Source organism: Rhodococcus sp. BP-160, from assembly GCF_019836205.1.
Taxonomy (GTDB): Bacteria; Actinomycetota; Actinomycetes; order Mycobacteriales; family Mycobacteriaceae; genus Rhodococcoides.
Genome location: NZ_JABUEK010000002.1, coordinates 261,064 through 285,628, shown reverse-complemented (window position 1 = coordinate 285,628; position 24,565 = coordinate 261,064). Strand labels below are relative to the sequence as shown.

Here is a 24,565-nt window from a genome sequence, read left to right as displayed (position 1 = left end):
CCAGGACGAGACGAGCCGCCGCCGGGCTCATCTGTGGACGGCCACGACCCTGTGGATCAGATGCGGGCGGAGGCGCGCACGGCAGCGACGACGGACTCGGCCACGCGCACGTGTGCGTCCCAACCCCAGTGAATACCATCGGGATTCGCGTTCCCGGACACGATGTTCTCCTCGACGGCCGCCTTGAGGTCGACGAGCGGGAGATCGTGTCCCACCGCCCACGCCGTAGTCGCGCGCACCGCTGGTTCGCGGCCGGTGTGCACTCGTCCGTAGGCGTCGCATCGATGCACCGACGGGAGCGTCGCGATGACGGGTATCTCCGGACGCACTGCCGCGAGGGCGGCGCGGATCTGCTCGAGGTAGTCGACACTCAGATGCGGCGGCAGGGCCACCGGACGGCCCAGGTGTGAGAGCCGCGGCTGCAGCCACCCGTAGGCGGCGCGCACACCGCGCCGCAGGATGGGCGGTCGGACGTAGCGGATCTGCTCCCGCAGGGCCGTCGGCAGAGGTGACGGCAACGAGTCCATCCCGCCGGTCGCGAGGACCACCGCCCCGGCACGCGGTATCGACGCCCACACACGGGGATCCTGGGTGAGTGCCCACCAGGCGTCGCGGCAGGTCCAGCCGATGCGGCCGACGAGCTCGACGTCCCAGCCCAGTTCGCGCGCGACGAGGGTGGGCCAGATGCGGGGATGGTCGGCCGGCAGTCCGCCCTCGGGACCGTAGTACGCGAGCGAGTCCGCGAGGACGAGCAGGACCGGGCGATCCGCCTCGGACATCAGAGAACGTCACCCGCCACGGCGGCCGTCGCATTCCACACGTCCAGGCGCCAGGAGACGTCGTCCGTTCCGTGTCCGGCGACCTGCACCCAGCTGGCGTTGCCCAGTCCCCCGAGCACCGGCCACCGGTCGACCGGCAGATCGAGCAGTGCGGCCGTGAGCGCGGCGATGGTTCCACCGTGGGCGACCACGACGACGGGCGCCGTGGTCCACTCCGGGTCCTTCAGCAGCTCCTGGATCAGCGGCATCGAGCGCTCGGCGACGTCCACGCGCGACTCGCCGCCCGGCGGACGGAACGCGGCGTCGGCGCGCCACGATTCGCGGACGCCGGGTGAGACGTCGTCGACGTCGAGGTGCGTCAGCCCCTGCCAGTCACCGAGGTGCGTCTCGCGGAGCCGCTCGTCGAGCTCGACGGGAACACCCGTGGCCGTCGACAGCGCGGTCGCCGTGTCGTGTGCCCGTCGCAGATCGGACGAGACGATGCGGTGTGGCTGCAGCAATGCCAACGCTCGAGCGGCGACCTCGGCCTGTGTGCGACCCAGCTCGGTCAGGTCGGTGTCGAGATGACCCTGCATGCGCGAGGCCGCGTTGTACTCGGTCTGACCGTGCCGGAGCAGCACCAACCGACGAACGGACGTCACTCGTCCGGTTCGGTGACGCGATCGACACCGTGGTCCAGGGCGTCGTCGACACCGTGATCGTCGGTGCCGTACTGCGTCGAGGTGTCCGTGGCTCCGAGACCCTCGATCTCGAGGACCGGGCAGTCCTTCCACAGACGCTCGAGGGCGTAGAAGTGACGCTCGTCGTTGTGGAGCACGTGGACGACCACGTCGACGTAGTCGAGCAGTGCCCATCGGCCCTCGCGGGTGCCCTCACGACGAACGGGCTGGCTGCCCGCCTCGCGGAGCTTCTCCTCGATGTTCTCGACGATGGCGTTGACCTGGCGCTCGTTGGGTGCCGACGCGATGACGAAGCAGTCGGTGATGACCAGCTGGTCGGAGACGTCGAGGGCCATGACGTCGGCGGCGAGCTTCTCGTCCGCCGCGAGTGCGGCGATGCTGGCGACCCTGATGGCCTCGGGTGTAGCGCTCACGTGGTGTTCTCTCCTGGTAGGGCTGATGCGGTGGTGGCGGAAGTGCCGGTGTGCTGGGGTGCGGGCTCGGAGACGGTCGCGATGCCGTCGTGACGCTCCTCCCCGGCGGGTCGGTACAGGTCCCGCTTCGAGATGTACTGGACGACGCCGTCCGGCACGAGGTACCAGACGGGACGGTTCTCGGCGGCACGCCGTCGACATTCCGTGGACGAGATGGCCAGAGCCGGGATCTCCACGAGGGTCAGGACGTCCTTCGGCAACCGATCGAGGTACTCGGCCAGATGGTCGGCACCCAGTTCGTACCCGGGGCGGGACACGCCGACGAAGCGGGCCAGCTCGAACAGTTCCTGCCAGTTCTGCCACCCGATGATGCTGCTGAGAGCATCGGCCCCGGTGATGAAGAACAGCTGGTCACCGGGATGCTGGTCGGCGAGATCGCGAAGCGTGTCGACGGTGTACGTCGGCTTCGCCCGGTCGAGGTCGACGCGGCTGACGGAGAAGCGAGGGTTGGACGCGGTGGCGACCACCGTCATGAGGTAGCGGTCCTCCGCCGGGCTCACCGTCCGGTCCTGCTTCTGCCAGGGCTGGCCGGTGGGAACGAAGACGACCTCGTCGAGCTGGAACCGGTCGGCGACCTCACTGGCGGCCACGAGGTGCCCGTGGTGAATGGGGTCGAACGTGCCACCCATGACGCCGAGACGTCGCGGGCGTCGGCCCTCGGGCGGCGTCGTCGGTTCCTGCACGAGTGACGACTCTACGTGGACCTGCCCCGAACAGAGGATTCGGCCGAACCGAGAGACGTCAGGATCCCGTGGGCAGGAGCCGCGACACGACCTCGGCCAGTTGCGCCGCCGACCGGCACTCGTGCATCGAGATCACCCGCCGATAGACGTCGGCGGCCGAGTCGCCGGTCCCCCACTGCGCCTTCGGCTCGGGGTTGAGCCAGTGCGCGTGCCGGGCGACGGTGACCATGCGGGCGAGGGACTCGGTGCGCGGATCGCGGTAGTTGGTGCGGGCATCGCCCAGGATCAACAGCGACGCCCGAGGACCGATGGCATCGAGGTGATGCGCGGTGAAGGTCTCGAAGGAGTGGCCGTAGTCGGAATGGCCGTCGTAGGTGATCAGCTCCGACTCCGCGATCATGCGCGACATCGACTCGGCGAGCGACGCGCGTCCGGCCGAAGCGTCGAAGAACCGGGTCACCTCGTCGGCGGTGTCGATGAACGCGAAGACACGCACTCGGGAGAACTGTTCGCGCAACGTGTGCACGAGCAGCAGGGTGAACTGGCTGAAGCCGGCGACCGATCCCGAGACGTCGCAGAAGATCACCAGTTCGGGCCGCGCGGTGCGGGGCTTGCGGTTGACCAGGTCGATGGGGACGCCGCCCGTCGACAAGGACTTGCGCAGGGTGCGCCGCAGGTCGATCGACCCCGCTCGCGACCGCCGTCGACGGGCCGCCAGCCGGCTCGCCAGGAGCCGCGCCAACGGAGCGACGTTCTTGCGGAGGGCCGCCAGTTCCGACTCGGACGCGCGGAGGAAGTCGACGTCCTCGGCCAGGCGCGGGACGCCGTAGGACGCCACCCGTTCCTTGCCCAGCACCTCGGCGGTGCGGCGACGGGTCTCCTTCTCGATCATCGACCGGAACTCCGCGATGCGGACCGCGGCCGTCCGACGGGCCAGTTCGGACTCGAACTCGCCGGTCGTGGGTGCACCGGGACCGCTGGAGCGGCCGATCAGTCCGTCGAGAATCTTCGCCAGCAGCGTCGACGGCTCCACCGTGCGCAGCGTCTGGTATTCCGAGAACGACTCGCCGCGGCTGGAGCTGTACTTGCCGTAGGTCTCGACGATGTGACCCACCAGGCGCTCGACCTGCGCCATGGCCTCCGCCGAACCGTCCGCGAGCAGCTCCGCCAGCACGTGTTTCAGAGCGTCGAGATCGACGGTGCCGTCCTCGGCGAGAGGCGGGCCGACCGTGTTCTCCTCGTCGGCGGTCCGCGCACCGATCGCGGCCGGGAACCACAGATCGAAGAGCGCGTCGAACGCGGGTCGATGGCCGGGTCGGCGCACCAGCGCGCACGCGAGACCCTCCCGCACCACCTCCCGATCGAGGATGTCGAGAACGGCCAGCACCGCGCCCGCATCTACCGTCTCCGACGGGCCGACGTCGATACCGCGGCGACGCAGCGCCTCCACGAACCCCACCAGGTGTGCGGGGATGCCGGAGATGTCCACCGTCCCGGTCACGGGTCAGCCGAGTCGGAGTTCGGCGACGGCGCGGTCCTGATCGGAGCGGTGCTTGAGAATGACGCCGAGCGTCGACCGCACGGCCGCGTCGCTCACCTCGTCCATGCCCAGAGCCAACAGGGTGCGGCCCCAGTCGATGGTCTCGGCGACCGACGGCAGCTTCTGCAACTGCATGTCCCGCAGCACCTGCACGATGCGCACCATCTGCTCGGCCATCGCCTCCGGCAGCTCCGGGACCCGGCTGGCCAGGATGCGCCGCTCCAGGTCGGCGTCCGGGAAGTCGAGATGCAGGAACAGGCAGCGACGCTTCAGCGCCTCCGACAACTCGCGTGTCGCGTTGGAGGTCAGCACCGTGAACGGCCGCCTGGTCGCCGAGATGGTGCCGAGCTCCGGCACGGTGATCGCGAAGTCGCTGAGCACCTCGAGAAGCAGGCCCTCGATCTCGATGTCCGCCTTGTCGGTCTCGTCGATCAGCAGCACTGTGGGATCCGATCGACGGATCGCCGTGAGCAGGGGCCGCGACAGCAGGAACTCCTCGGAGAACACGTCGTGGCGTGTCTCGTCCCACCCCGCGCCGGAACTCGACTGGATGCGCAGGATCTGCTTCGCGTGGTTCCACTCGTACAGTGCCCGCGCCTCGTCGACGCCCTCGTAGCACTGCAGGCGGACCAGTTCGGCTCCCGCGGCCTGCGAGACGGCGCGAGCCAGCTCCGTCTTGCCGACGCCTGCCGGGCCCTCGATGAGCAGCGGCTTGCCCAGACGATCGGCGAGGAACACCGCCGTGGCGGTCGCCTTGTCGGCGAGGTACCCCGTGGCGGCGAGGCGGGTCGCCACGTCGTCGACGTCGGAGAAGAACGGAACGATGTCGGAGTACGTCTGCGTCACGCCGGGCCTTTCGGTTGTTCCAGAGAGGTGGTGGAGGCGGGTCAGGCCGGACGAATGTGCCCGTCGCCCTGCACGATCCACTTGGTCGAGGTGAGTTCCCGCAGCCCCATCGGGCCGCGGGCGTGGAGCTTCTGGGTGGAGATGCCGATCTCGGCTCCGAAGCCGAACTGCTCACCGTCCGTGAACGCGGTGGAGGCGTTGACCATGACGGCCGCTGCGTCCACCCGAGCCGAGAACGCCCGTGTGGCAGCGAGATCCGATGCCACGATCGCCTCGGTGTGTCCCGTGCCGTACCTGTCGATGTGCGCGACGGCGGCATCCAGGTCGTCGACGACGGCGAGGGCGATGTCGTCGGACAGGTACTCGTCGGCCCAGTCGTTCTCGGTGGCCGGAACGAGACCGGGAAGATCGCCGTGGACACGTACGCCGTTGTGCGACAACGCCTGCACCAGACGCGGCACCGCCACGTCGGCCACGGCGGCGTCGATCAGCACCGTCTCCGCGGCGTTGCACACGCTCACTCGACGTGTCTTCGCGTTGAGCAGGATGCGCTCGGCCATGTCGAGGTCCGCGGACGCGTGCACGTAGACGTGGCAGTTGCCGACACCGGTCTCGATGGTGGGCACCGTCGCGTCGCGCACCACCGCCGAGATGAGGCCGGCCCCACCGCGCGGGATGACGACGTCGACGAGTCCGCGAGCCCGGATGAGGTGCGTGACCGTCGCTCGATCCTCGCTGGACAGGAGTTGGACGGCGTCGGCGGGAAGGTCCAGCGCCGACAGGGCCGCCCGCAGAACACCCACCAGCGCGGCGTTCGATCGCGCGGCGGAGGACGACCCCCGCAGGAGGACGGCGTTGCCCGACTTCAGAGTGAGCCCGAACGCGTCGACCGTGACGTTGGGCCGGGCTTCGTAGATCATGCCGACGACGCCGAGCGGCACCGCGAGCTGCCGGATCTCGAGTCCGTTGGGCAGGGTCCGACCCTCGAGGAGCTCCCCCACGGGATCCGGCAGAGACGCCACCTGGCGCAGTCCGGCGGCGATGCCGTCGATGCGGTCGGGGGTCAGCCGCAGTCGGTCGAGCTGCGAGGGCGGGGTGCCGGACGCCTCGGCGAGTGCGAGGTCCTCGCTGTTGGCGGCGAGGATCGCGTCGGCGGAGGCCAGGACGGCGTCCGCCGCGGCGTGCAGCGCGTCGTCCTTGCGCGCGGTCGTCAGCAGAGCGAGCGCGCGCGCGGCGGCCCGGGCGCGGGCAGCAGCGGCGTGCACGTCCGCTTCGAGAGCATCGGGGGTGGACACCTCGGCGCTGGTGGTGGCAGTCACGCCGTCCAGGGTAGGTCACGCTCCCACCAGCCCGTACGCCCGAGCGCACCCGGGACGATCCGGCCGACGGGAATGATCGCCCGGCCCGATTGTTCGTTCATCCTGAGCGCTGTCGTCGTGGACGGCGCGCGTGTAGGACGAGACGAGGAGATGACTGTGAGCCTGCTGTTCGAGCCCTTGACCCTGCGTGAGGTCACCTTCCCCAACCGGGTGTGGATGTCGCCGATGTGCCAGTACTCGGCGGACGCGGAGGGACCCTCGACGGGCGCGGTCACACCGTGGCACCGGACTCACCTCGTCTCGCGTGCCGTCGGCGGCGTCGGCCTGGTGATGACCGAGGCGGCGTCGGTGAGCCCGGAGGGCCGCATCACGCCGTGGGACCTCGGCATCTGGAACGACCAGCAGACGAACGCGTTGGCCGAAGTGGTCACCGAGATCCGGCAGCACGGCAGTGTGCCCGCGATCCAGTTGGCCCACGCAGGTCGCAAGGCGTCCACCGACGCACCGTGGCGTGGCGGAAAGCCGCTGGCGGCGGACGACTCCCTCGCGTGGGAGACGGTCGGACCCAGCGCTGTCGAGTTCGGCCACTACCCGGCTCCGCGCGAGATGACGACCGCGGACATCGACAAGGTCGTCGACGACTTCCGCTCCGCCGCGGTACGCGCGCTGGCCGCCGGTTTCGACGTGGCCGAGGTGCACGCGGCGCACGGTTACCTGCTGCACCAGTTCCTGTCCCCGGCCAGCAACCACCGGACCGACGAGTACGGCGGCAGCTTCGAGGGTCGTATCCGCCTGACCCTGCGCGTGGTCGACGCGATCCGCGAGGTGTGGCCGGCCGACAAGCCCGTCTTCGTGCGCGTGTCCGCGACCGACTGGACCGGCGAGGAGCGCGGCGTCGACTCCGAGGCCTGGACGCCCGACCAGACCGTTCTGCTCACCCAGCAGCTCGAGGATCACGGTGTCGACCTCGTCGACGTCTCCACGGGTGGCAACGTCGCGAAGGCGTCAATCCCCGTCGAACCCGGCTACCAGGTGCCGTTCGCCCGGCGCATCCAGAGCGAGACGCGCATCCCCGCGGCCGCTGTCGGACTGATCACCGAGCCCAAGCAGGCCGAGGACATCATCGGGTCCGGCGAGGCCGTGGCCGTGTTCCTGGCGCGCGAACTGCTGCGCGACCCCTACTGGGCCCGTCGTGCGGCACGCGAGCTCGGCGCGGACATCACCCCGGCCACACCTCCGCAGTACGAGCGGGCGTTCTGAGTCGGCGCTCGCGCGAGAACGACCATGTGCGGAGTCAGCGCTCGCGCGAGAACGACCATATGACCGCGGCCACGAGCTCGAGGGCGAGTCGCGCGGGTACCGGGTTGGCCGGCTCGATCATCGCCTGGGCCATCGCTCCTTCGTAGGCGGCGACGACACCCCGACCGAGGGTGTCGTCGTCCACCGCCACCTCGCGCCCGTGGGTCGCAAGACCGTGAACGATCATGGGACGCAGGGCGTCACGGAGCGCGGCCCGGTGCCCGGTCACCACGGCCGCCAGCCCCGGGTTCCGCGCCGCGTGGGCGCCGAACTCCGCCATGAGTACGTGCCACGACACGTCGCCGACCAGTCCGCTCAGCGCTGCCACGACGATCTCCTCGAAGGACCGTCCGTCGGACGCGTCGTACTCCAGGGCGTCGACCACTCCGCGTACCCGCGTGATCAGTCCCGACGCCTGTCGCGTCCACAGTTCGAGAAAGACCTCGTCCATCGACGAGAAGTTCGAGTAGAACGCTCCGCGAGTGAATCCCGCTCGCTCGCAGATCTGTTCCGGGGTCGATCGCCCGAAACCCCGTTCGACGAACACCTCGAGGGCGCCGTCCAGCACTCGCTCGCGAGTCTGTGCTCTGCTGCGAGTGGCGGTCCTGCCTGTTCTCGCGGTCACGTTGCCTGAAGTCGCCGCCATGATGCACTATCGTATCGAACGAGACGATACAGATGTGTATCGGTCACCGAGAACTTGCCGACGGAAGGCCCGCCATGTCCCCCGAAGCCGCTGCGCCCGCATTCCGGCGCCCCACCACCTGGGTGCTGCCGGTCGTCGCGGTCTCCGTCGTCATGTCGCTGCTCGCGGCGCTGTACCTCGGCGGCATCCTCGACCCCAAGGAGAACCTCCGCCACTTCCCGGTGGCACTGGTGGTCAGCGACGAGGGCGACGTGCTGCCGAACGGTGAGCAGGCGAACCTGGGGCAGCAGATCGGCCAGGGCATCGCGGACGGCATCGACGCGGAGAAGATCGATCTGAAGCAGGTCGGTATCGCGGAGGCGCAGAACCTCCTCGCGAACGGCGACGTCTACGGCGCGATCGTCGTGCCGAGCGACTTCACCAAAAGAGTGTCGATCCTGACGCAGGCCTCCGTCGTGGCGGGCGACATCGAGCGACCCATCGTGACGATCATGACCAATCCGCGTGCCGGCACACTCGGGTCCTCCCTCATGACCACCATCGGCGACACGGCGCTCGACTCCGCGAACGGCACTCTGGGAGAACGACTCACGACGCAAGTGACCGAGGCACTCCCCGCGGGCGCCACCCTCTCCGGGGCCGCGGCCCTCACACTGGCTGCGCCGGTCGACATCGTCGTCACTCCATACGACCCACTTCCGGACGGCACGGGGCTCGGGCTGTCCGCCTTCTACTACGCCCTGCTGCTCGTGCTCGCCGGCTTCACCGGCGCGATGATCGCCAGCGCTCTCGTCGACGGCGCACTCGGCTTCGTGCCGCTCGAGTTCGGCCCCACCTTCCTGCAGCGTCGCCGATCCACCGACAGTCGCCTGCGCGTGCTCGCCGCGAAATGGCTCACGATGGTGGTGATCGGGTTCGTGGTGTCCGGTCTCTACGTCGCGATCGCCACCGCACTGGGCATGCCGATCCCGAATGCGCTGGGCCTGTGGCTCTTCGGAGTGCTGGCGATCTCGGCCGTCGGGATCACCGCGGTGTCGGTGCTGTCGATCTTCGGCACTCCGGGGCTGATCCTCAACCTCGTCGTCTTCGTGATCCTGGGACTGCCGTCCGCCGGCGCCACCATCCCGATCCAGGCGTCACCTGCGCTCTTCGGGTGGCTCGCGCAATTCGAACCGATGCATCAGGTGTATCTCGCCGTGCGCTCGATCCTCTACTTCGACTCACGCTGGAACTCGGGTCTCGCCCACGGACTCGGCATGACGCTGCTCGGGCTCGTCATCGGCCTGGTCCTCGGCGCTCTGGTGATCGCGATCTACGACCGCAAGGGATACGACCGGACGCCCGCGGTCACCGGGTCACCCGGCGACGAACCCGAGGGACTTGTCGACGACGTTGCGGAGCGGTCGGCCGGCGGCGAATAGTTCTGCGTTGTCGGCGAAGCCGGAGTAGAGCCGGTCGCGCCACCCCACGGTGTCACCGCTCATGTGTGCGGTCAGCAGCACGTGGTCGAGGGTCCACAGCACGTGCTCGGGTGGCAACGGCTCGGTGTCGAACACGTCGAGGGCAGCTCCCCCGACGTGGCCGCTGCGCAGAGCGTCGACCAGCGCGTCGGTGTCGAGCAGTTCGCCACGACCCACGTTGATCACGCGCACGCCGGGATCGGCCGCCGCGAGTACGTCGCGGCCGACCATGCCCCGTGTCGACGGTGTCAGCGGTGCGATGAGAACGAGGTAGTCGGCGCCGGGTACCACCGACGCGAGATCCGCACTGGCGTGGACGGTTCCGAAATCCGCATCACCCGTGCGAGCCGTCCGCCCGACTCCGGCGACGTCCATACCGACGGCACGCAACATGCGCGCCGTGGCCCGGCCGATACTGCCCGTGCCGATCACCAGAGCTCGACGCCCCGCGATGTTCTCGGTCTCCCGGCGCAACCATCGCGCCTGCCGGCCGAGTTCGACGGTGCCGCGCACGTCCTTCGCCAGAGCGAGCACGGACGCGAGCACGAACTCGGCGATCGGCACGTCGAACACCCCGCGCGCGTTGGTCACCACGACGTCGGACGCCGCGAGGTCGTCGAACAACAGCTTGTCCACCCCTGCTGCGGCGACGTGCACCCATTCGAGTGCGGAGCAGCGCGACCACTGGTCCCGGAGCGCCGACGAGAAGAAGTCCCACAGCAGGACCGCCCGCGCGCCGTCGACCGCATCGCCGAACGTATCGGCGGTGGCATGCCGCACCTCGTACGAGGTGTCGAGTTCCTGCACCCGGTCGGGAAGGAGTCCGTCGTGCAGGACGGTGATGATCGGCCTCGCTCCGCCGTTCGTGCGGGAGGGGCTCACGGTCGCTGCTCCGTCATCAGTCGAGCGTAGGCCCGGGAGAGGCGAGCGACCTCGAGCAGGTCCACGGACTCGTCGGGCTGATGGGCCTGCGCCTCGAGATCACCGGGACCCAGCACGATGGTGGGCACTCCGAGGTCACGGGCGACGAACCCCCCGTCGCAGGACGCCGTCCACACCGCGGTCGACGGGTTCGGCGCACCCGTGGAGCGCAGCGCCGCCAGCGCCGACTCGACGAGCGGGCTCGACTCGTCGGTGAGGAATCCCGGCATCTCCATCTCGACGTACGCGTCGACGTCCAGATCCGTGACGAGGCCGGCCCGGCGGAGCAGGTCCGCGACGACGGCGTCCACGTCGTCGTCCGGCAGCAGGCGGCGATCGATCTCCAGCCGGCAGCGGCCCGCGACGATCGACGGTCCGGTCCCACCGTCGATCCGGCCGACGTTCCACGACGCGGCGCCGAGCACCGGGTGCGGCACGGTGGCCAGTTCCGCGTGCAGCCCGTCGATCTCGCCCACGAGGCGGGCCGCCGCGACCACGGCACTGCGACCGTTCTCGGGCCGGCCGGCATGCGCGCTCCGACCGGTGACGGTGAGCACGATGTTCGCCGCTCCGCGGCACCCGACGATCACGGTGCAGGCCGTGGGTTCCGCCACGACACATCCCGTGAAGGCCGGAGGCCGGCCGGTCTGGTCGGTACGGTCGGACACCCATGCCCGGATGCCCAGGCCCGTGTCCTCCTCGTCCACCACGCAGGCGAGTGTCACGGTGCGCGCCGGGACCACACCGCGCCGGGCCAGTGACCCCATCGCGGCGAGTACCGCGGCGAGACCACCTTTCATGTCGCAGGCGCCGCGTCCCACGATCCGACCGTCGTGCACCCGCGAGCGGAACGGGTCCCCGGTCCAGCCCTCCCCGGCGGGCACCACGTCCGAGTGTCCGAGGAACAGCAGGCCCGGGCCGGGCTCGCCGGGAAGGACCACCTCGACGTTCGGCCGCCCCGGCGACGCGTCGGTGACGACGGTCTGCAGACCGAGACTCTCTGCGATGCGGCAGATCTCGGCAACCACGGCGGACTCGTCGGGACCGGCGTCGATCAGCGCTCTCGTGATCCGCTCGACCGTCGCGACGTCGGTCGACGCGCGATCCTGCTGGAGGTCGGCCGCCGTCACAGTTCGGCTCGGGCCGCGTCCAGCGCACCCGCCAACCGCTGCACCCCGACGTCGATGCGCTCGGGGGTCGAGGACGCGAAGCACAGTCGCATCGCATCGCCGAAGAGGCCGTTCGCGGACAGCGCCGGACCCGGGATGAAGGCGACACCGTGCGCGAGTGCGATCTCGAACAGCCGCCGCGTGTCCACTGCGGCATCGTCACCCACCAGCGTGACCCACAGGAAGAAGCCGCCCTCGGGATCGGTGGTGCGCACCCTCCCACCGAGGTGCCGCTCCAGGCTCGTCTGCATCGCGATCTTGCGGGGCAGGTAGATGTCCGCGAGGGACGCCAGGTGCTCGGTGAGCAGTCCCTGTCGCAGGAACTCGGCCACGATCCGCTGGTTCGGCACGTTGGTGCACGTGTCCATCGCCTGCTTCGCGTTGATGATCAACCGGCGAGCGGCGGGGTCCGCGTCCACCCACCCGACGCGCAGACCCGGGGCGATGAGCTTCGAGAACGTGCGCACGGAGAACACGAGCGGGTCGTCGGGAGCGAGCGCTCGCAGGCTCGGAACCGGATCTCCCTGGAAGCGGAGGTGGCCGTAGGGGTCGTCGTCGAGCACCACGGCGCCCCACTCGCGGGCGAGTTCCAGGAGCGCCAGTCGGCGCGGCAGCGACATGGTCGTCCCGGACGGATTCTGGAACGTCGGGATGGTGTAGATCATCGTGGGCAGTCGGCCCGCGCGGGCGACCGACTCGGGAAGCGCCTCGACGATCAGCCCGTCGGAATCCATCGGCGCCTCGAGGATGTCGCCACCGTAGCTGAGCACGGTCGCGGTGCCGTTCGTGTACGTCGGGCTCTCGACGATCACCAGATCGCCGGGGTCGACGAACAGCGTGCACGCGAGATCGAGCCCCTGCATGCCACCCGACGTGATGACCAACCGATCGGGAGACGTCGGTTCACCGAAGGCGTCGCAGAAGGCCACCAGCTGCTCGATCAGAGCCGGATCACCCTCCGTCGCACCGTAGTCGAAGGCATCTGCGGTCAGGACCCGGCCCGCGATCTCCGCCATCGCCGCGTGCGGAACCGCCTCGGCGGCGGGCGATCCCATGGCGAAGCGCACGATGTCGTGCTTCTGCGCGGCGAGCAGCGAGGTCGACGAGTCGATCATCGACCCGACGAGGTGATCGGTGCGCAGCGCCCACGGAAGCGTGGTCGTCTCGTACGTCTGTGCGTGCATGTCCGTCACTCCTTGACTGTCAGGCATCGCGGGTAGGCGGTGAAGGTGTCGATACCGGTGTCGGTGACCACCACGGACTCGGACACCTCGTATCCGTAACCGTCGAGCCACATACCGCCGATGACGTGGAACGTCATGTTGCGCTGCAGGATCGTGGCGTCGTCGCTGCGCAGGCTGATGGTGCGCTCGCCCCAGTCCGGCGCGTACGCGATGCCGATCGAGTACCCGATGCGGGAAGGCTTGTGAAATCCCGCCCGGCCCAGTTCACGGTTCCACGTCGCCGCGAGGTCACTGGTCTGCACTCCGGGCCTCATCTCCGCGAGCACGGCTCCGAGTGCGTCGTCGGTGGCGGCGGCGAGACCGGCCATGCGCGGGTCCGGTCGCCCGAGCGAGACCGTCCGCGCCATCGGGACGTGGTAGCGGCGGAACACCCCGGTCAGTTCCACCACGGTCGACTCCCCGTCCCGGAACGGCCGGTCGGTCCAGGTGAGATGCGGGGTGTCCGCACCCTCACCGGTGGGCAGCATCGGAACGATGGCCGGGTGGTCGCCGCCGAAGTCGTCCGTGCCGCGTACCTGCGCCGCGGAGATCGCCGCGGCGGCGTCACACTGGCGCACACCGACGGCGATCGCGTCCATCGCGGTCGCCATGGCGCTCTCGCAGATCGCCGCCGCCCCGCGCATCAGCTCGATCTCGGTGTCCGACTTCACCGATCGCACCCAGTTCACCAGCTCACGCGAATCGACGAACCGGTACTCCGGCAGGCACTTCACGAGTGCTTCGAACGCCTTCGGGCTGAAGTAGTAGGAGTCCATCTCGAGCCCCACCTGGCCGTGCTCGAAGTTCGAGACCAGGCTCAGTCCGCGCAGCGTGTCGGCCACCCAGACGAAGGGATGGGTGTCCGGCCGTTGGACCAGGGTCTCCGGATAGCCGAACACCTGGTCGTCGGGAAGCCACGACGTGCGTGAGGCGCCGTGCGCGTCCATGGCGCGGGCGAAGAACAGCATGTCGCCCTCGGCCGGCACGAAGAGCACCTGCGGGGTGTAGAACGACAGGGCGTTGTAGGCCGTCAGATAGTAGATGTTCGACGGATCGGTGATCATGAGCGCCGCGAGACCCCGCTCGGCCATGACGGCACGCACGGCAGCGAGGCGGGAGCTGTGTTCGGCCGTACTGATCGTGTCGATCATGCTGTACCCCTGACAGTTTCGAGGTTATCCGGGTTCCTGGAGCGAGCGTAGGTGCTCGCACCCACGGGCGCAGCGCGAGTGACTACGCGGTCTCCGCCGACTCACGTAGCGACGCCGTCAGATCGTGCACGGCGGTGTCCATGTGTTCGCGCAGAGCAGGTTCGAGCCGGGGCCAGTCCTGCGCTCGCAGCAGATCGACGAGCAGCGTGTGCTCCTCGATCAACGCGTCGGGCCGGTGGTACGCGGTCTCGAGGTTGGCCATGCAGATGCGGGCCTCGGCGGCGAGCGTCGCGTACATCCGGCCCATCCGGCTGTTGCCCGTCGCCGCGACCAGTGCGGTGTGGAACGCGAGATCCCGCTCCGCCACCGACCGCCAGTCACCCCGGTCGATGGCCGGCTGCATCTCGACCACGATGCGCGACAACGCGTCCGCGACGCGTCCGGAGTCACCACGCCGCAGAACGGTGAACGCGGCACCGATCTCGATGGCCGCGCGCGCCTGGTAGATCTCGGCGACGTCGGACTCACCCAGCTCGACGACGAAGACGCCGCGATTGCGGAAGGAGACGAGCAGCCCCTCCTGACTCAGCCGCTGCAGCGCCTCGCGAACGGGTCCGCGGGAGACGGCGAGTTCGGTCGCGACCGTCGCCTCGTGGACCTGCTCCCCCGGTGCGAACGATCCGTCGATGATGCGCTCGCGCAACTGGTCCGCGATGACGATCGACGTGGTGCGGGCGTCGAGGGGCGTCAGCCGTCGAGTGGCCGTCACAGCGTCCGCCCCGGCCGACGCGGCACGGCGAAGTACTTCACCTCGAGGAACTCGTCGATGCCGAGACGCCCGCCCTCACGTCCCAGGCCGGACTGCTTGACCCCGCCGAAGGGTGCCGCGGGGTTGGACACCAGCCCGGTGTTGAGACCGACCATGCCCACCTCGAGACGCTCGCCCAGATCGAAGGCCCGGTCGACGTCGCGAGTGAACACGTAGCCCACGAGACCCCACTCGGTGTCGTTGGCGATGCGCACCACCTCGTCCTCGTCGTCGAAGGTGATGATCGCGGCGACCGGCCCGAAGATCTCGGTGTGCACGATCTCGGCGTCCGGTGGGACGTCCACCAGCACCGTCGGAGGGTAGAAGTATCCCGGCCCCTCCGGCGTGGCACCGCCGGTCAGGACTCGCGCCCCGCGTCTCACCGCGTCGTCGACGAGGCGCTGCACCTTCGCGCGGCCCTCCGCATCGATCAGCGGGCCGACCCGGACACCCTCGTGCGCACCGTCTCCCACGGTCAGCTCGGCCATCCGCGCGGTCAGCTGCTCCGCGAAGGTGTCGACGACGGACCGATGGACGAACAACCGGTTGGCGGCGGTGCAGGCCTCCCCCATGTTGCGCATCTTGGCGATCATGGCTCCGTCGAGCGCCGTCCCCAGATCGGCGTCCGCACAGACGACGAGGGGCGCGTTCCCGCCCAGTTCCATCGACGTCCGCATGACGGTGGACGCCGCCTGGCCGAGCAACAGCCTGCCGACGGCGGTGGAGCCCGTGAAACTCAGCTTCCGAGCCACACCGCTGCGCAACCACGGTTCGACGACGCCACCCGCGTCCGAGGTCGTGACGATGTTGAGGACGCCGTCCGGCAGTCCGGCCTCCTGAAAGATGCGGGCCAGAGCGAGCGAGGTGAGCGGTGTCTGTTCGGCCGGCTTGAACACCATGGTGCATCCGGCGGCCACAGCGGGCCCGATCTTGCGGGCACCCATGGCCAGCGGAAAGTTCCAGGGCGTCACCAGCACACACGGTCCCACCGGTACTCGTGTGACCACCATGCGCGTCGACCCGTCGCCGGTCAGGGTGTGATCGCCGGCGATGCGGACGGCCTCCTCGGAGAACCAGCGAAGGAACTCGGCTGCGTAGGCGACCTCGCCGCGCGCCTCGGCGAGCGGCTTGCCCATCTCGGCGGTCATCACGGCGGCGAGGTCCTCCGTCCGCTCGACCACGAGGTCGAACGCACGGCGCAGCACGACGCTCCGCTCCCGCGGCGACGTCGCCGCCCACGCAGACTGGGCGGCGCTCGCGGCATCGAGCGCCAGAGCGGCGTCGGCGGGCCCCCCGTCGGCGACGCGCGCGATGGTCTCGCCGGTGGCAGGGTTCTCGACGTCGAACGTGCGGCCGTCCACCGCGTCCCGCCATCGACCACCGATCAGAATGCTGCGATCGGCCACCGGCACGGGTCGGTCGACCGTCGTCGTCACGACCGAACTCCCAGCGCCGCGTCGCACGCCTCCGCGATGCGCTCGAGTCCCAGCTCGACCTCGTCCCGCGTCACCACGAGGGGCGGGATGATGCGCACCACGTTGCCCAGCGCACCGCACGTCAACAACAGGAGATCGCGGTCCAGCGCTGCCTTCTGCAGAGCGAGCGCGGCGCCCGGATCGGCGTCCCCGGCGTCGTCGACGAACTCGAATGCCGCCATCAGACCGAGCCCGCGGGCATCTCCGATCTCGTCGTGCCGAGCCGCGATCTCACGCAGTCCACCGAGAAGCTGCTCCCCGCGCAGACGGGCGTTCTCCACCAGGCCCTCGTCCTCGACCACGTCGAGCGTGGCGACGGCGGCCGCCGCGGCCACCGCGTTCCCGCCGTAGGTGCCGCCCTGCGATCCCGGCAGGGCGGTACTCATGAGGGCGGTCGAGGCGGCGATCGCGGAGATCGGGAAGCCGCTGGCGAGACCCTTGGCCGTGATGAGAACGTCCGGGGTGGAATCGGAGAACTGGTGACCCCAGAACTTCCCCGTGCGGCCCACTCCCGCCTGGACCTCGTCCACGATGAGCACGATGCCGTGCCGGTCGGCTCGCTCTCGGAGTCCGTCCAGGAACGCCGGCGGGGTGGGAAGGTAACCACCGTCGCCCAGGACCGGCTCGATGATGAACGCCGCGGTGTCGGCGACGGCGGACACGGTCTGCAGCAGGTAGTCGAGCTCGCGCAAGGCGAAGGTCACCGCGGTGTCGAGGTCCCAGCCGTACCGGAACGCGTACGGGAACGGCGCGATGTGGACGCCGCCCATCATCGGAGCGAAGCCGGACCGGAACTTGGTCCCGGCTGTGGTGAGTGTCGCCGCGGCGACGGTGCGACCGTGGAAGCCGCCGTGGAACGCGATGATGTTCGGGCGGCCGGTGGCCATGCGCGCCAGACGAATCGACGCCTCGACGGCCTCGGACCCCGAGTTGGCGTAGAACACGCTGTCCAGGCCGACCGGCAGGACGGTGCCGAGCTTCTCGGTCAACTCGAGCAGAGGTGTGTGCATGACGGTCGTGTACTGCGCGTGGATGATCTTGCCGACCTGCTCACGCGCCGCCGCGACCACGCGCGGATGGCAGTGTCCGGTGCTGGTCACGCCGATACCCGTGGTGAAGTCGAGGTAGCGGCGCCCGTCGGTCCCGGTGATCCAACTTCCCGACGCGTGATCCACGACGATGGGTGTGGCCTGCTTCAGGGCGGGCGACAGCCGAGCGGTGGGAGCACCGGTGGAGGCGTCGGCTGTTCGAGGCACGAATGCTGCTGCAGTCATGCCCTCACTGTCGAGGACGATCGTCTGATTGTCAACAATCTGCAATCAGCCGCGCGTCAGCAGCCCTCCCCGCGGTGGACCGTCGAGATCGATGCGTCGTCCGGCGAGCCAGGTCGAGCGCACACAGCCCGTCACCGTGCGGTCGTCGTACGCACTCACCGGATTCCTGTGCCTCAGTTCCTCCGCGTGCACCACGAACTCCTGGTCCGGTGCGAACACCGCCAGGTCGGCGTCCTTGCCCACCGCGATCGCGCCCTTGCTCTCCAGTCCGACCTGAGCCGCCGTCGCCGCGGACATCCACCCGACGACGTCGGCGAGAGAGTGCCCACGCCGACGGGCCTCGGACCACACGGCGGCCAAGGACACCTGCAGCGAGGCGATGCCGCCCCACGCGACACCGAAGTCGCCGATGTCGAACCGCTTGAGCTCCGTGGTGCACGGCGAGTGATCGGTGACCACCGTGTCGATCACGCCGTCGGACAACGCCTGCCACAACGCGTCCCGGTTGTCGGCCTCCCTGATGGGCGGGCAGCACTTGAACTGGGTCGCCCCGTCCGCGATCTCCTCCGCCGCGAACGACAGGTAGTGCGGGCAGGTCTCGGCAGTGATCCGCACACCGTCCTTCTTCGCCGCCGCCACGAGCGGCACGGCGTCGGCACTCGACAGGTGCAGGATGTGGACGCGGCATCCCGTCCGCCGCGACGCCGCGATCACGTCGGCGATGGCCGTGTTCTCCGCGGCGCGCGGTCGCGACGCCAGGAAACCGGCGTAGTCCCGGCCGCCGGCGTTCTCGGAGTCGGCGATGATCTGCGCGTCCTCGGCGTGCACGATCAGCAGTCCGTCGAACGAGGCGATCTCCCGCATCGCCTCCTCGAGCTCGTCGGGCGAGAGAGGCGGGAACTCGTCGACACCCGAGTGCAGCAGGAAGCACTTGAAGCCGAAGACACCGGCCTCGTGCATCGCGCGCAGGTCCGGGACGTTGCCGGGTACGGCGCCACCCCAGAAGCCGACGTCGATGCGAGCCTCGGGCTCGGCCACCGCTCGTTTGACGTCGAGTGCGTCGGTGGAGACCGTCGACGGAATACTGTTGAGCGGCATGTCGATCAGGGTCGTGATGCCCCCGGCGGCCGCGGCGGCCGTCGCACTCGCGAAACCCTCCCACTCGGTGCGACCGGGCTCGTTCACGTGCACGTGGGTGTCCACCAGGCCCGGGAGCAGTACCTCGTCGTCGGCCAGGTCCACGACGACGTCCGCATCGACCGGATCGTCGTGACCCACGACGGCGACGATGCGGCCGTCCCGCACCCCCACCGTGCACGCCGTCTCGGTACGGGAACCGTCGGCCGCGGTCACGACCGCACGGCGCGCGCGGAACGCGAGATCCCACGCGCTCATGCCGGGGCCTGCTCGGCGAGGAGTGCGCGGTGTTCGGCGGGAAGCCCGTCCCACCAGGCGGCGCGCGCGTCGACGCGGCCACGCTCGTCCGGATCGCCGAACAACCGCAGCCGGGACAGACCCCCGTCCGGGTAGACGTCGAGGCGCAGATGTGTTGCGGCAGGGGCGCCGTCGAGAAGGAACAGGTGCCGCGTGTCGGGCTGGACCGCCGTACGCGGCAGGACCTCGGCCCACGCGGACGGATCCGCGACGTCGGCGACCCGATCGTCGACGGTGCTCAGTCGCACCCAGCCCGGGGCGTTGCCGACGTAGTACGACGTGTCCACCTCCACGTGCCGCGGCACCCCGGCGACAGCGAGAGCGAACGTCGCGTGGTCGTTTCCGCCGCCTCGCCGACGCGAGTTCTCCCACCCCTCACCCATGTTCCGGGCACGGCCGGGCAGGATGATGTTGGCCGGAGACGCGTAGAACGCGTCCGAGCACTCCACGAGCCGCCCACCGTGTTCCGCCGCCAGCAGATCGACCGTTCCGGTCAGGAACCGCGGGTCGGGCACCACCTCGCCGTGCACCCGCAACCGCGCCACTCCCCCGTCCGGATAGATCGACAACCGGACGTGGGTCCAGCGACGGGTGTCGGTCACGGGATACAGATTCGCCGTGTCGCCGTCGGCCGGCGACTTCTCGACGATGGTGTGCCACTGCACCGTCGACAGTTCCTCGGCGGAGGGGTAGCCCTCGACGGACGCGGCCTCGACCGACACGAACGGCGGATAGTTGCCGCGGAAGAACGCGGTGTCCACGACGACGCCGTGCACGATGCCCGCCGCACCCAGCCGCACGAGAGCCCAGTCGTGCCCGTCGTCGCGTCGGCGGCGGGTCTCCCAGCCGTCGTACACCTTGCCCTTGTGGCCGAACTCCGACGGATCGAAGAACGGCGCCGTCGGCTTGATGAGGTTCTCGCGCTGGGCGAACAACTCGTCGTTGGCGGCGCTCACCGACCCGCCCAGAGCCCGCGAGGCGAGATCGGGAAAGAGGAGGAAGTCAGCAGTGGCGGACACGACTCATGCTCCCGCAGAGACGGTCTCGTCCGGATCGGGAAGCCCGCGATAGGCACGCCACCCACCGAGATCCGTGATCTCGGTGAGCTCGGCGGACAGCGAGTCGACCAGGCCCGGTCGCAGCACCACGGCCATCACCGACCGTCCGTCGGCGAGCTCGATGACCGAGAGTTCGAGTTCGACGGGCTCCTCCGGCAGGAAGTCGGTGCGGATGTTCTCCATCGGGACGTCGTACAGCTCACCGGCGATGGAGGCGCCACCGGTCTCGGTCAGCAGCAGGCCGGGGAACTCGTCGCGCACCGCGAAGAACCGGTAGTTCGGCGCCGTCCGCACCGAGCCGAGGAAGGTGTGACTGGAGACGTTGTGGTGCAGGTTGCCGCCACGCATGGCGCCTCCGTTGCAGAACAGTTCGGCCATGGTGTGGGTCCGGTCCTCTCGTTCGGTTCACGCTCGTGCGCTGCCAACGTAACCGAGTTCGCGATATATCTTCCGGCCTGCGGAGCGGGTCTACTCTGAGCGACGCCGAACCCCGTTCCCGTCGAACTCCGGAGCTGCCGTGCGCATCCTCGTCGTCAACGTCAACACGACGCGATCCATGACCGAGGCCATCGGTGCGCGCGCCCGCGAGATCGCGTCGCCGGGCACCACCGTGGTCGCGCTGACGCCGGCGTTCGGGGCCGAGTCGGTGGAGGGCAACTACGAGTCGTACCTCGCCGCCGTCGCGGTCATGGAGACCGTTCGCGCGTACGCGGAACCGTTCGACGCCGTCGTGCAGGCCGGCTACGGCGAGCACGGCCGCGAGGGCCTGCAGGAGCTGCTCGACGTTCCCGTCGTCGACATCACCGAGGCCGCGGCGAGCACCGCGATGTTTCTGGGGCGTTCGTACTCGGTGGTGACCACCCTCGATCGCACGGTCCCGCTGATCGAGGACCGACTCCTCGTCGCGGGCCTGCACACCCGCTGCGCGTCGGTCCGCGCCAGCGGCCTCGGGGTGCTCGACCTCGACCGTGATCCCGACGCGGCGGTGCGCGCCGTGGTCGACGAGGCGGAGCGCGCGGTGCGCGACGACCGAGCCGAGGTGATCGTCCTGGGGTGCGGCGGAATGTCCGGTCTCGACGCCGCCGTGCGGGCCAGGGTCGACGTTCCCGTCGTCGACGGGGTGACCGCGGCGATCACCGTCGCCGAGGGGCTGGTCCGGCAGGGTCTCCGCACGTCCAAGGTGCGCACGTTCGCGCCGCCGCGGAGCAAGTCGTTCGTGGACTGGCCGCCCGCTCGTCGAGACGGCTCGGGTGTCCGAACCACCCGTTAGTGTCGTGCACCATGGCCGATCCTGACACCGCACGTCCCCGCATCACCATCGTCGGCAGCATCAACATGGACCTCGTCGCCCGCACCCCCACGCTGCCCGCACCGGGTGAGACGGTCCTCGGCAGCGCGTTCCGCACCTCCCCCGGCGGCAAGGGCGCCAATCAGGCGGTCGCCGCCGCTCGGGCCGGCGCCGAGGTGGTCTTCGTTGGAGCAGTCGGCTCCGACACCTTCGCGCTCGAACTGCGCGAGACCCTCGTCGGGGCCGAGGTCGACGCGTCGCTGCTGCGCGAGGTCGAGGGCGCGAGTGGCGTCGCTGTCATCACGGTGGACGACGCCGCGGAGAACTCCATCGTCGTCGTGGGCGGTGCCAACGAGACCCTGACCGAGCTCACGGCGGAGGAACTGGCTGCCGTCGCCGAAGCCGACGTCCTGCTGTGCCAACTCGAGACGCCCGTCGCGACGGTCGTCGCGGCGGCGCGACACGCGCGGGCCAACGGCACGCTCGTGTTCCTCAATCCGTCACCGGTGCAACCGCTCTCCGACGATCTGCTGGGTCTCGTCGACGTCGCGATCGTCAACCGCGACGAGGAGAACGCCCTGGGGGTCGACGCACTCGCCCGCATTCCGCACGTGGTCACCACGCTGGGGGCCGACGGTGCCCGCCATCACGGCGCCGACGGCGTCGTCACCGCCCATCCCTCGCCCGCCGTCGAGGCCGTCGACACCACGGGCGCCGGCGACGTCTTCGCCGGCACGCTCGCCGCCGCGTGGCGCGACGGCCCCGCCGCCGCGGTTCGGCGCGCGTGTGCGGCAGGGGCCGTGGCCACCACGCGCGACGGCGCGGGGTCCTCGGCTCCCACCGTCACCGAGGTCGACCGGGCCCTCGCCGGGACGCGTGACGCATGAGTACCCGTGAGCGCGCACAGGAGCTGCTGACCGACCTCGCCGGCCCCGATGCCGTTCTCCGTGAGGACCAGTGGACGGCGATCGAGGCGCTCGTCGTCCATCATCGACGCGCACTCGTCGTGCAGCGCACCGGATGGGGAAAGTCGGCCGTGTACTTCATCGCCGCACGCCTGCTGCGCGAGCAGGGGCTCGGACCGACCGTCATCGTGTCGCCTCTGCTCGCGCTCATGCGCAACCAGGTCGCGGCGGCCGAGCGCGCCGGGGTCACCGCCGCCACCATCAACTCGGGCAACGTCACCGAGTGGGACGACGTCCACGCACGCGTCGCGGCCGGTGAACTGGATGTGCTGCTGGTGAGCCCGGAGCGGCTGAACAATCCGGACTTCCGCGATCAGGTGCTGCCCTCGCTCTCCGCGGACGCGGGGCTCGTCGTGGTGGACGAGGCGCACTGCGTCTCCGACTGGGGTCACGACTTCCGGCCGGACTATCGCCGCATCAGGTCGCTCATCGCCGAGTTGCGCGAGGGGGTCCCCGTTCTCGCCACCACGGCCACCGCGAACGATCGGGTGGTCGAGGACGTCGCGGCACAGCTCGGTGTCGGCGGGGCCGACACCACCGTCCTGCGTGGCGGTCTCCAGCGCGAGTCGCTGCACCTGTCCGTGGTCACCATCCCCGATCCGACGGCGCGCATAGCCTGGCTCGCCGACCATCTCGAGACCCTGCCCGGCTCGGGCATCGTCTACTCGCTGACGGTCGCGGGAGCCAACGACCTCGCGGCGCTGCTGCGCGATCGAGGAATGGAGGTGGCCGCCTACACCGGCCAGACCGATCCGACGGAACGCGAAGCGGCGGAACAGGATCTGCTGCAGAACCGTGTGAAGGCGCTCGTCGCGACCTCGGCGTTGGGCATGGGTTTCGACAAACCCGATCTGGGGTTCGTCGTGCACGTGGGTGCACCGTCGTCGCCCATCTCCTACTACCAGCAGGTGGGCCGCGCGGGTCGCGCCACCGAGCGCGCCGACGTCGTCCTCCTGCCCGGTCCGGAGGACCGGGAGATCTGGAGCTACTTCGCGTCCGTCGCCTTCCCTCGCGAACACGTCGTACGTCGGGTGCTCGAGGTGCTGGACACCGAGCGCGCCCAGTCCACCCAGGCTCTCGAACCGCTCGTCGAGCTCGGACGCACTCGGCTCGAGATGGTGCTCAAGGTCCTCGACGTCGACGGTGCCGTCCGGCGGGTCAAGGGGGGTTGGCTCGGTACCGGGGAACACTGGCACTACGACCGGGAGCGCTACGAACGACTCGACGAGGCACGGCTGTCCGAGCAGCGCGCGATGATCGAGTACCAGAGCACCGACGAGTGCCGGATGGCGTTCCTGCGCCGGCAACTCGACGATCCGTCCCTCACCGGGGATGCGGAGGCGGACCGGTGCGGGCGCTGCGACAACTGCACCGGGCAGCACCTCTCCGCGGACGTGTCGGCCGATCACGTGGAGTCGACCCGGCGGCGTCTCGATCGACCCGGGCTGGACCTCGCCATCCGCAAGCAGTGGCCGACAGGACTGAAGAAGGTCGGCGTCGAGCTGTCGGGGAAGATCAGCGACGGCCCGGAGACCGGCCGCATCCTCGGCCGCCTCACCGACCCGGTGTGGGGACCACGCCTGCGCGCGCTGACGGACGGCGAGGACGGTCCGGCACCCGACGGGCTGGAGGCCGCGTGCATCAAGGTCCTCGCGGAATGGACGTGGGACGAGCGGCCCACCGGGCTGATGGTCATGGAGAGCGACTCCCGACCGGCGCTGTTGAACGACCTCGGGGAGCGTCTGGCGAGGGTCGGCAGGCTGGAGTCACTGGGCGTTCTGCACCGTCGGCCCGATGCCCGGCCCGTCTCGGGCGCGAACTCCGCGTTCCGCGTCGCCTCGTTGGTGGACGCCTTCGAGGCACCCGATCTGACGGCGCATCGCGGACCCGTCCTGCTGCTCGATCTCTCCACCGACACCGGGTGGACGCTCACCGTGGCGGCGCGGGCGCTCCGGCAGGCGGGGGCCGATGCGGTGCTTCCGTTCGCGTTGATCGGTCGCGGGTAGGCCGGAGGCCGGCCGCGGGTGGTCGGGTAGGCCGGAGGCCGGGCGGGTAGGCCGGAGGATCGACAGAA

23 protein-coding genes are annotated in these 24,565 nt (G+C 69.9%); 5 read left to right on the top strand and 18 right to left on the bottom strand.

Going from position 1 to position 24,565, the window contains the following annotated elements:
- Positions 1 to 56: 56 nt before the first annotated feature.
- Genes octT through HQ306_RS07755 form a run of 7 tightly spaced genes read right to left on the bottom strand, consistent with a single transcriptional unit; the run spans position 57 to position 6,320 of the window.
- Complete coding sequence (gene octT / locus HQ306_RS07785) at positions 57 to 779, bottom strand: diglucosylglycerate octanoyltransferase (protein WP_222630366.1); 723 nt, start codon at positions 777 to 779, stop codon at positions 57 to 59.
- On the bottom strand, positions 779 to 1,420 hold the full coding sequence (locus HQ306_RS07780) for a histidine phosphatase family protein (RefSeq protein ID WP_222630364.1): 642 nt from the start codon (positions 1,418 to 1,420) through the stop codon (positions 779 to 781). The genes octT and HQ306_RS07780 overlap by 1 nt, the downstream gene beginning before the upstream one ends.
- Complete coding sequence (gene rsfS, locus HQ306_RS07775; protein ID WP_051613344.1) at positions 1,417 to 1,872, bottom strand: ribosome silencing factor; 456 nt, start codon at positions 1,870 to 1,872, stop codon at positions 1,417 to 1,419. The genes HQ306_RS07780 and rsfS overlap by 4 nt, the downstream gene beginning before the upstream one ends.
- Positions 1,869 to 2,615 (bottom strand): nicotinate-nucleotide adenylyltransferase, encoded by a 747-nt coding sequence (gene nadD / locus HQ306_RS07770; protein WP_268788579.1) that lies wholly within the window; start codon positions 2,613 to 2,615, stop codon positions 1,869 to 1,871. The genes rsfS and nadD overlap by 4 nt, the downstream gene beginning before the upstream one ends.
- Positions 2,616 to 2,673: 58 nt before the next feature.
- The gene (locus HQ306_RS07765; RefSeq protein ID WP_222630362.1) at positions 2,674 to 4,116 is read right to left on the bottom strand and encodes a VWA domain-containing protein; all 1,443 of its coding nucleotides are present in this window, start codon (positions 4,114 to 4,116) and stop codon (positions 2,674 to 2,676) included.
- A gap of 3 nt (positions 4,117 to 4,119) precedes the next feature.
- Positions 4,120 to 5,001 carry a MoxR family ATPase gene (locus HQ306_RS07760; RefSeq protein ID WP_056445834.1) on the bottom strand — a complete coding sequence of 294 codons (882 nt, stop codon included), beginning with the start codon at positions 4,999 to 5,001 and terminating at the stop codon, positions 4,120 to 4,122.
- A gap of 41 nt (positions 5,002 to 5,042) precedes the next feature.
- Positions 5,043 to 6,320 carry a glutamate-5-semialdehyde dehydrogenase gene (locus tag HQ306_RS07755; RefSeq protein WP_222630360.1) on the bottom strand — a complete coding sequence of 426 codons (1,278 nt, stop codon included), beginning with the start codon at positions 6,318 to 6,320 and terminating at the stop codon, positions 5,043 to 5,045.
- Between the two features lie 156 nt (positions 6,321 to 6,476).
- Here HQ306_RS07755 and HQ306_RS07750 point away from each other — a divergent pair, with 156 nt between their 5' ends.
- Positions 6,477 to 7,580, top strand: coding sequence for an NADH:flavin oxidoreductase/NADH oxidase (locus tag HQ306_RS07750; RefSeq protein ID WP_222630358.1), 1,104 nt, complete (start codon positions 6,477 to 6,479; stop codon positions 7,578 to 7,580).
- Between the two features lie 34 nt (positions 7,581 to 7,614).
- Here the strand turns inward: HQ306_RS07750 and HQ306_RS07745 are convergent, their stop codons facing one another.
- A complete protein-coding gene (locus HQ306_RS07745; RefSeq protein ID WP_082544536.1) occupies positions 7,615 to 8,265 on the bottom strand; it encodes a TetR/AcrR family transcriptional regulator in 651 nt (216 codons plus the stop codon).
- A 74-nt stretch (positions 8,266 to 8,339) separates the two neighbouring features.
- On the opposite strand from HQ306_RS07745, the gene HQ306_RS07740 reads away from it, so the two are divergent.
- Positions 8,340 to 9,686: a DUF3533 domain-containing protein gene (locus HQ306_RS07740; RefSeq protein ID WP_222630356.1), complete on the top strand. Its 1,347-nt coding sequence runs from the start codon at positions 8,340 to 8,342 to the stop codon at positions 9,684 to 9,686.
- On the opposite strand, the gene HQ306_RS07735 is transcribed toward HQ306_RS07740, so the two are convergent.
- The 10 genes from HQ306_RS07735 to HQ306_RS07690 all read right to left on the bottom strand — a co-directional run bounded on the left by HQ306_RS07735 (position 9,621) and on the right by HQ306_RS07690 (position 20,616).
- Positions 9,621 to 10,607 (bottom strand): D-2-hydroxyacid dehydrogenase, encoded by a 987-nt coding sequence (locus HQ306_RS07735; protein WP_222630354.1) that lies wholly within the window; start codon positions 10,605 to 10,607, stop codon positions 9,621 to 9,623. The two genes, HQ306_RS07740 and HQ306_RS07735, sit on opposite strands and share 66 nt — an antisense overlap.
- Entirely contained in the window at positions 10,604 to 11,776 is a 1,173-nt protein-coding gene (locus tag HQ306_RS07730) for a M20 family metallopeptidase (RefSeq protein WP_222630352.1), read from the bottom strand. Before HQ306_RS07730 ends, HQ306_RS07735 begins: the two co-directional genes overlap by 4 nt.
- Entirely contained in the window at positions 11,773 to 12,999 is a 1,227-nt protein-coding gene (locus HQ306_RS07725; protein WP_027505687.1) for a PLP-dependent aminotransferase family protein, read from the bottom strand. The genes HQ306_RS07730 and HQ306_RS07725 overlap by 4 nt, the downstream gene beginning before the upstream one ends.
- Positions 13,000 to 13,004: 5 nt before the next feature.
- Complete coding sequence (locus HQ306_RS07720; RefSeq protein ID WP_027505686.1) at positions 13,005 to 14,189, bottom strand: Xaa-Pro peptidase family protein; 1,185 nt, start codon at positions 14,187 to 14,189, stop codon at positions 13,005 to 13,007.
- An 82-nt stretch (positions 14,190 to 14,271) separates the two neighbouring features.
- A complete protein-coding gene (locus HQ306_RS07715) occupies positions 14,272 to 14,958 on the bottom strand; it encodes a GntR family transcriptional regulator (protein WP_308115410.1) in 687 nt (228 codons plus the stop codon).
- The gene (locus HQ306_RS07710; protein ID WP_051613385.1) at positions 14,955 to 16,433 is read right to left on the bottom strand and encodes an NAD-dependent succinate-semialdehyde dehydrogenase; all 1,479 of its coding nucleotides are present in this window, start codon (positions 16,431 to 16,433) and stop codon (positions 14,955 to 14,957) included. The genes HQ306_RS07715 and HQ306_RS07710 overlap by 4 nt, the downstream gene beginning before the upstream one ends.
- The gene (locus HQ306_RS07705) at positions 16,430 to 17,746 is read right to left on the bottom strand and encodes an aspartate aminotransferase family protein (RefSeq protein WP_222630350.1); all 1,317 of its coding nucleotides are present in this window, start codon (positions 17,744 to 17,746) and stop codon (positions 16,430 to 16,432) included. The genes HQ306_RS07710 and HQ306_RS07705 overlap by 4 nt, the downstream gene beginning before the upstream one ends.
- 45 nt (positions 17,747 to 17,791) lie before the next feature.
- On the bottom strand, positions 17,792 to 19,141 hold the full coding sequence (gene allB, locus HQ306_RS07700) for an allantoinase AllB (RefSeq protein ID WP_222630348.1): 1,350 nt from the start codon (positions 19,139 to 19,141) through the stop codon (positions 17,792 to 17,794).
- Complete coding sequence (gene alc / locus HQ306_RS07695) at positions 19,138 to 20,199, bottom strand: allantoicase (RefSeq protein WP_222630346.1); 1,062 nt, start codon at positions 20,197 to 20,199, stop codon at positions 19,138 to 19,140. Before alc ends, allB begins: the two co-directional genes overlap by 4 nt.
- 3 nt (positions 20,200 to 20,202) lie before the next feature.
- Positions 20,203 to 20,616, bottom strand: coding sequence for a gamma-glutamylcyclotransferase (locus HQ306_RS07690; protein WP_027505680.1), 414 nt, complete (start codon positions 20,614 to 20,616; stop codon positions 20,203 to 20,205).
- A gap of 139 nt (positions 20,617 to 20,755) precedes the next feature.
- Here HQ306_RS07690 and HQ306_RS07685 point away from each other — a divergent pair, with 139 nt between their 5' ends.
- Genes HQ306_RS07685 through HQ306_RS07675 form a run of 3 tightly spaced genes read left to right on the top strand, consistent with a single transcriptional unit; the run spans position 20,756 to position 24,497 of the window.
- A complete protein-coding gene (locus HQ306_RS07685; protein WP_027505679.1) occupies positions 20,756 to 21,508 on the top strand; it encodes an aspartate/glutamate racemase family protein in 753 nt (250 codons plus the stop codon).
- Positions 21,509 to 21,519: 11 nt separating this feature from the next.
- Positions 21,520 to 22,413: a PfkB family carbohydrate kinase gene (locus HQ306_RS07680; RefSeq protein WP_222630344.1), complete on the top strand. Its 894-nt coding sequence runs from the start codon at positions 21,520 to 21,522 to the stop codon at positions 22,411 to 22,413.
- Positions 22,410 to 24,497: a RecQ family ATP-dependent DNA helicase gene (locus tag HQ306_RS07675; protein ID WP_222630342.1), complete on the top strand. Its 2,088-nt coding sequence runs from the start codon at positions 22,410 to 22,412 to the stop codon at positions 24,495 to 24,497. The genes HQ306_RS07680 and HQ306_RS07675 overlap by 4 nt, the downstream gene beginning before the upstream one ends.
- Positions 24,498 to 24,565 lie beyond the last annotated feature (68 nt).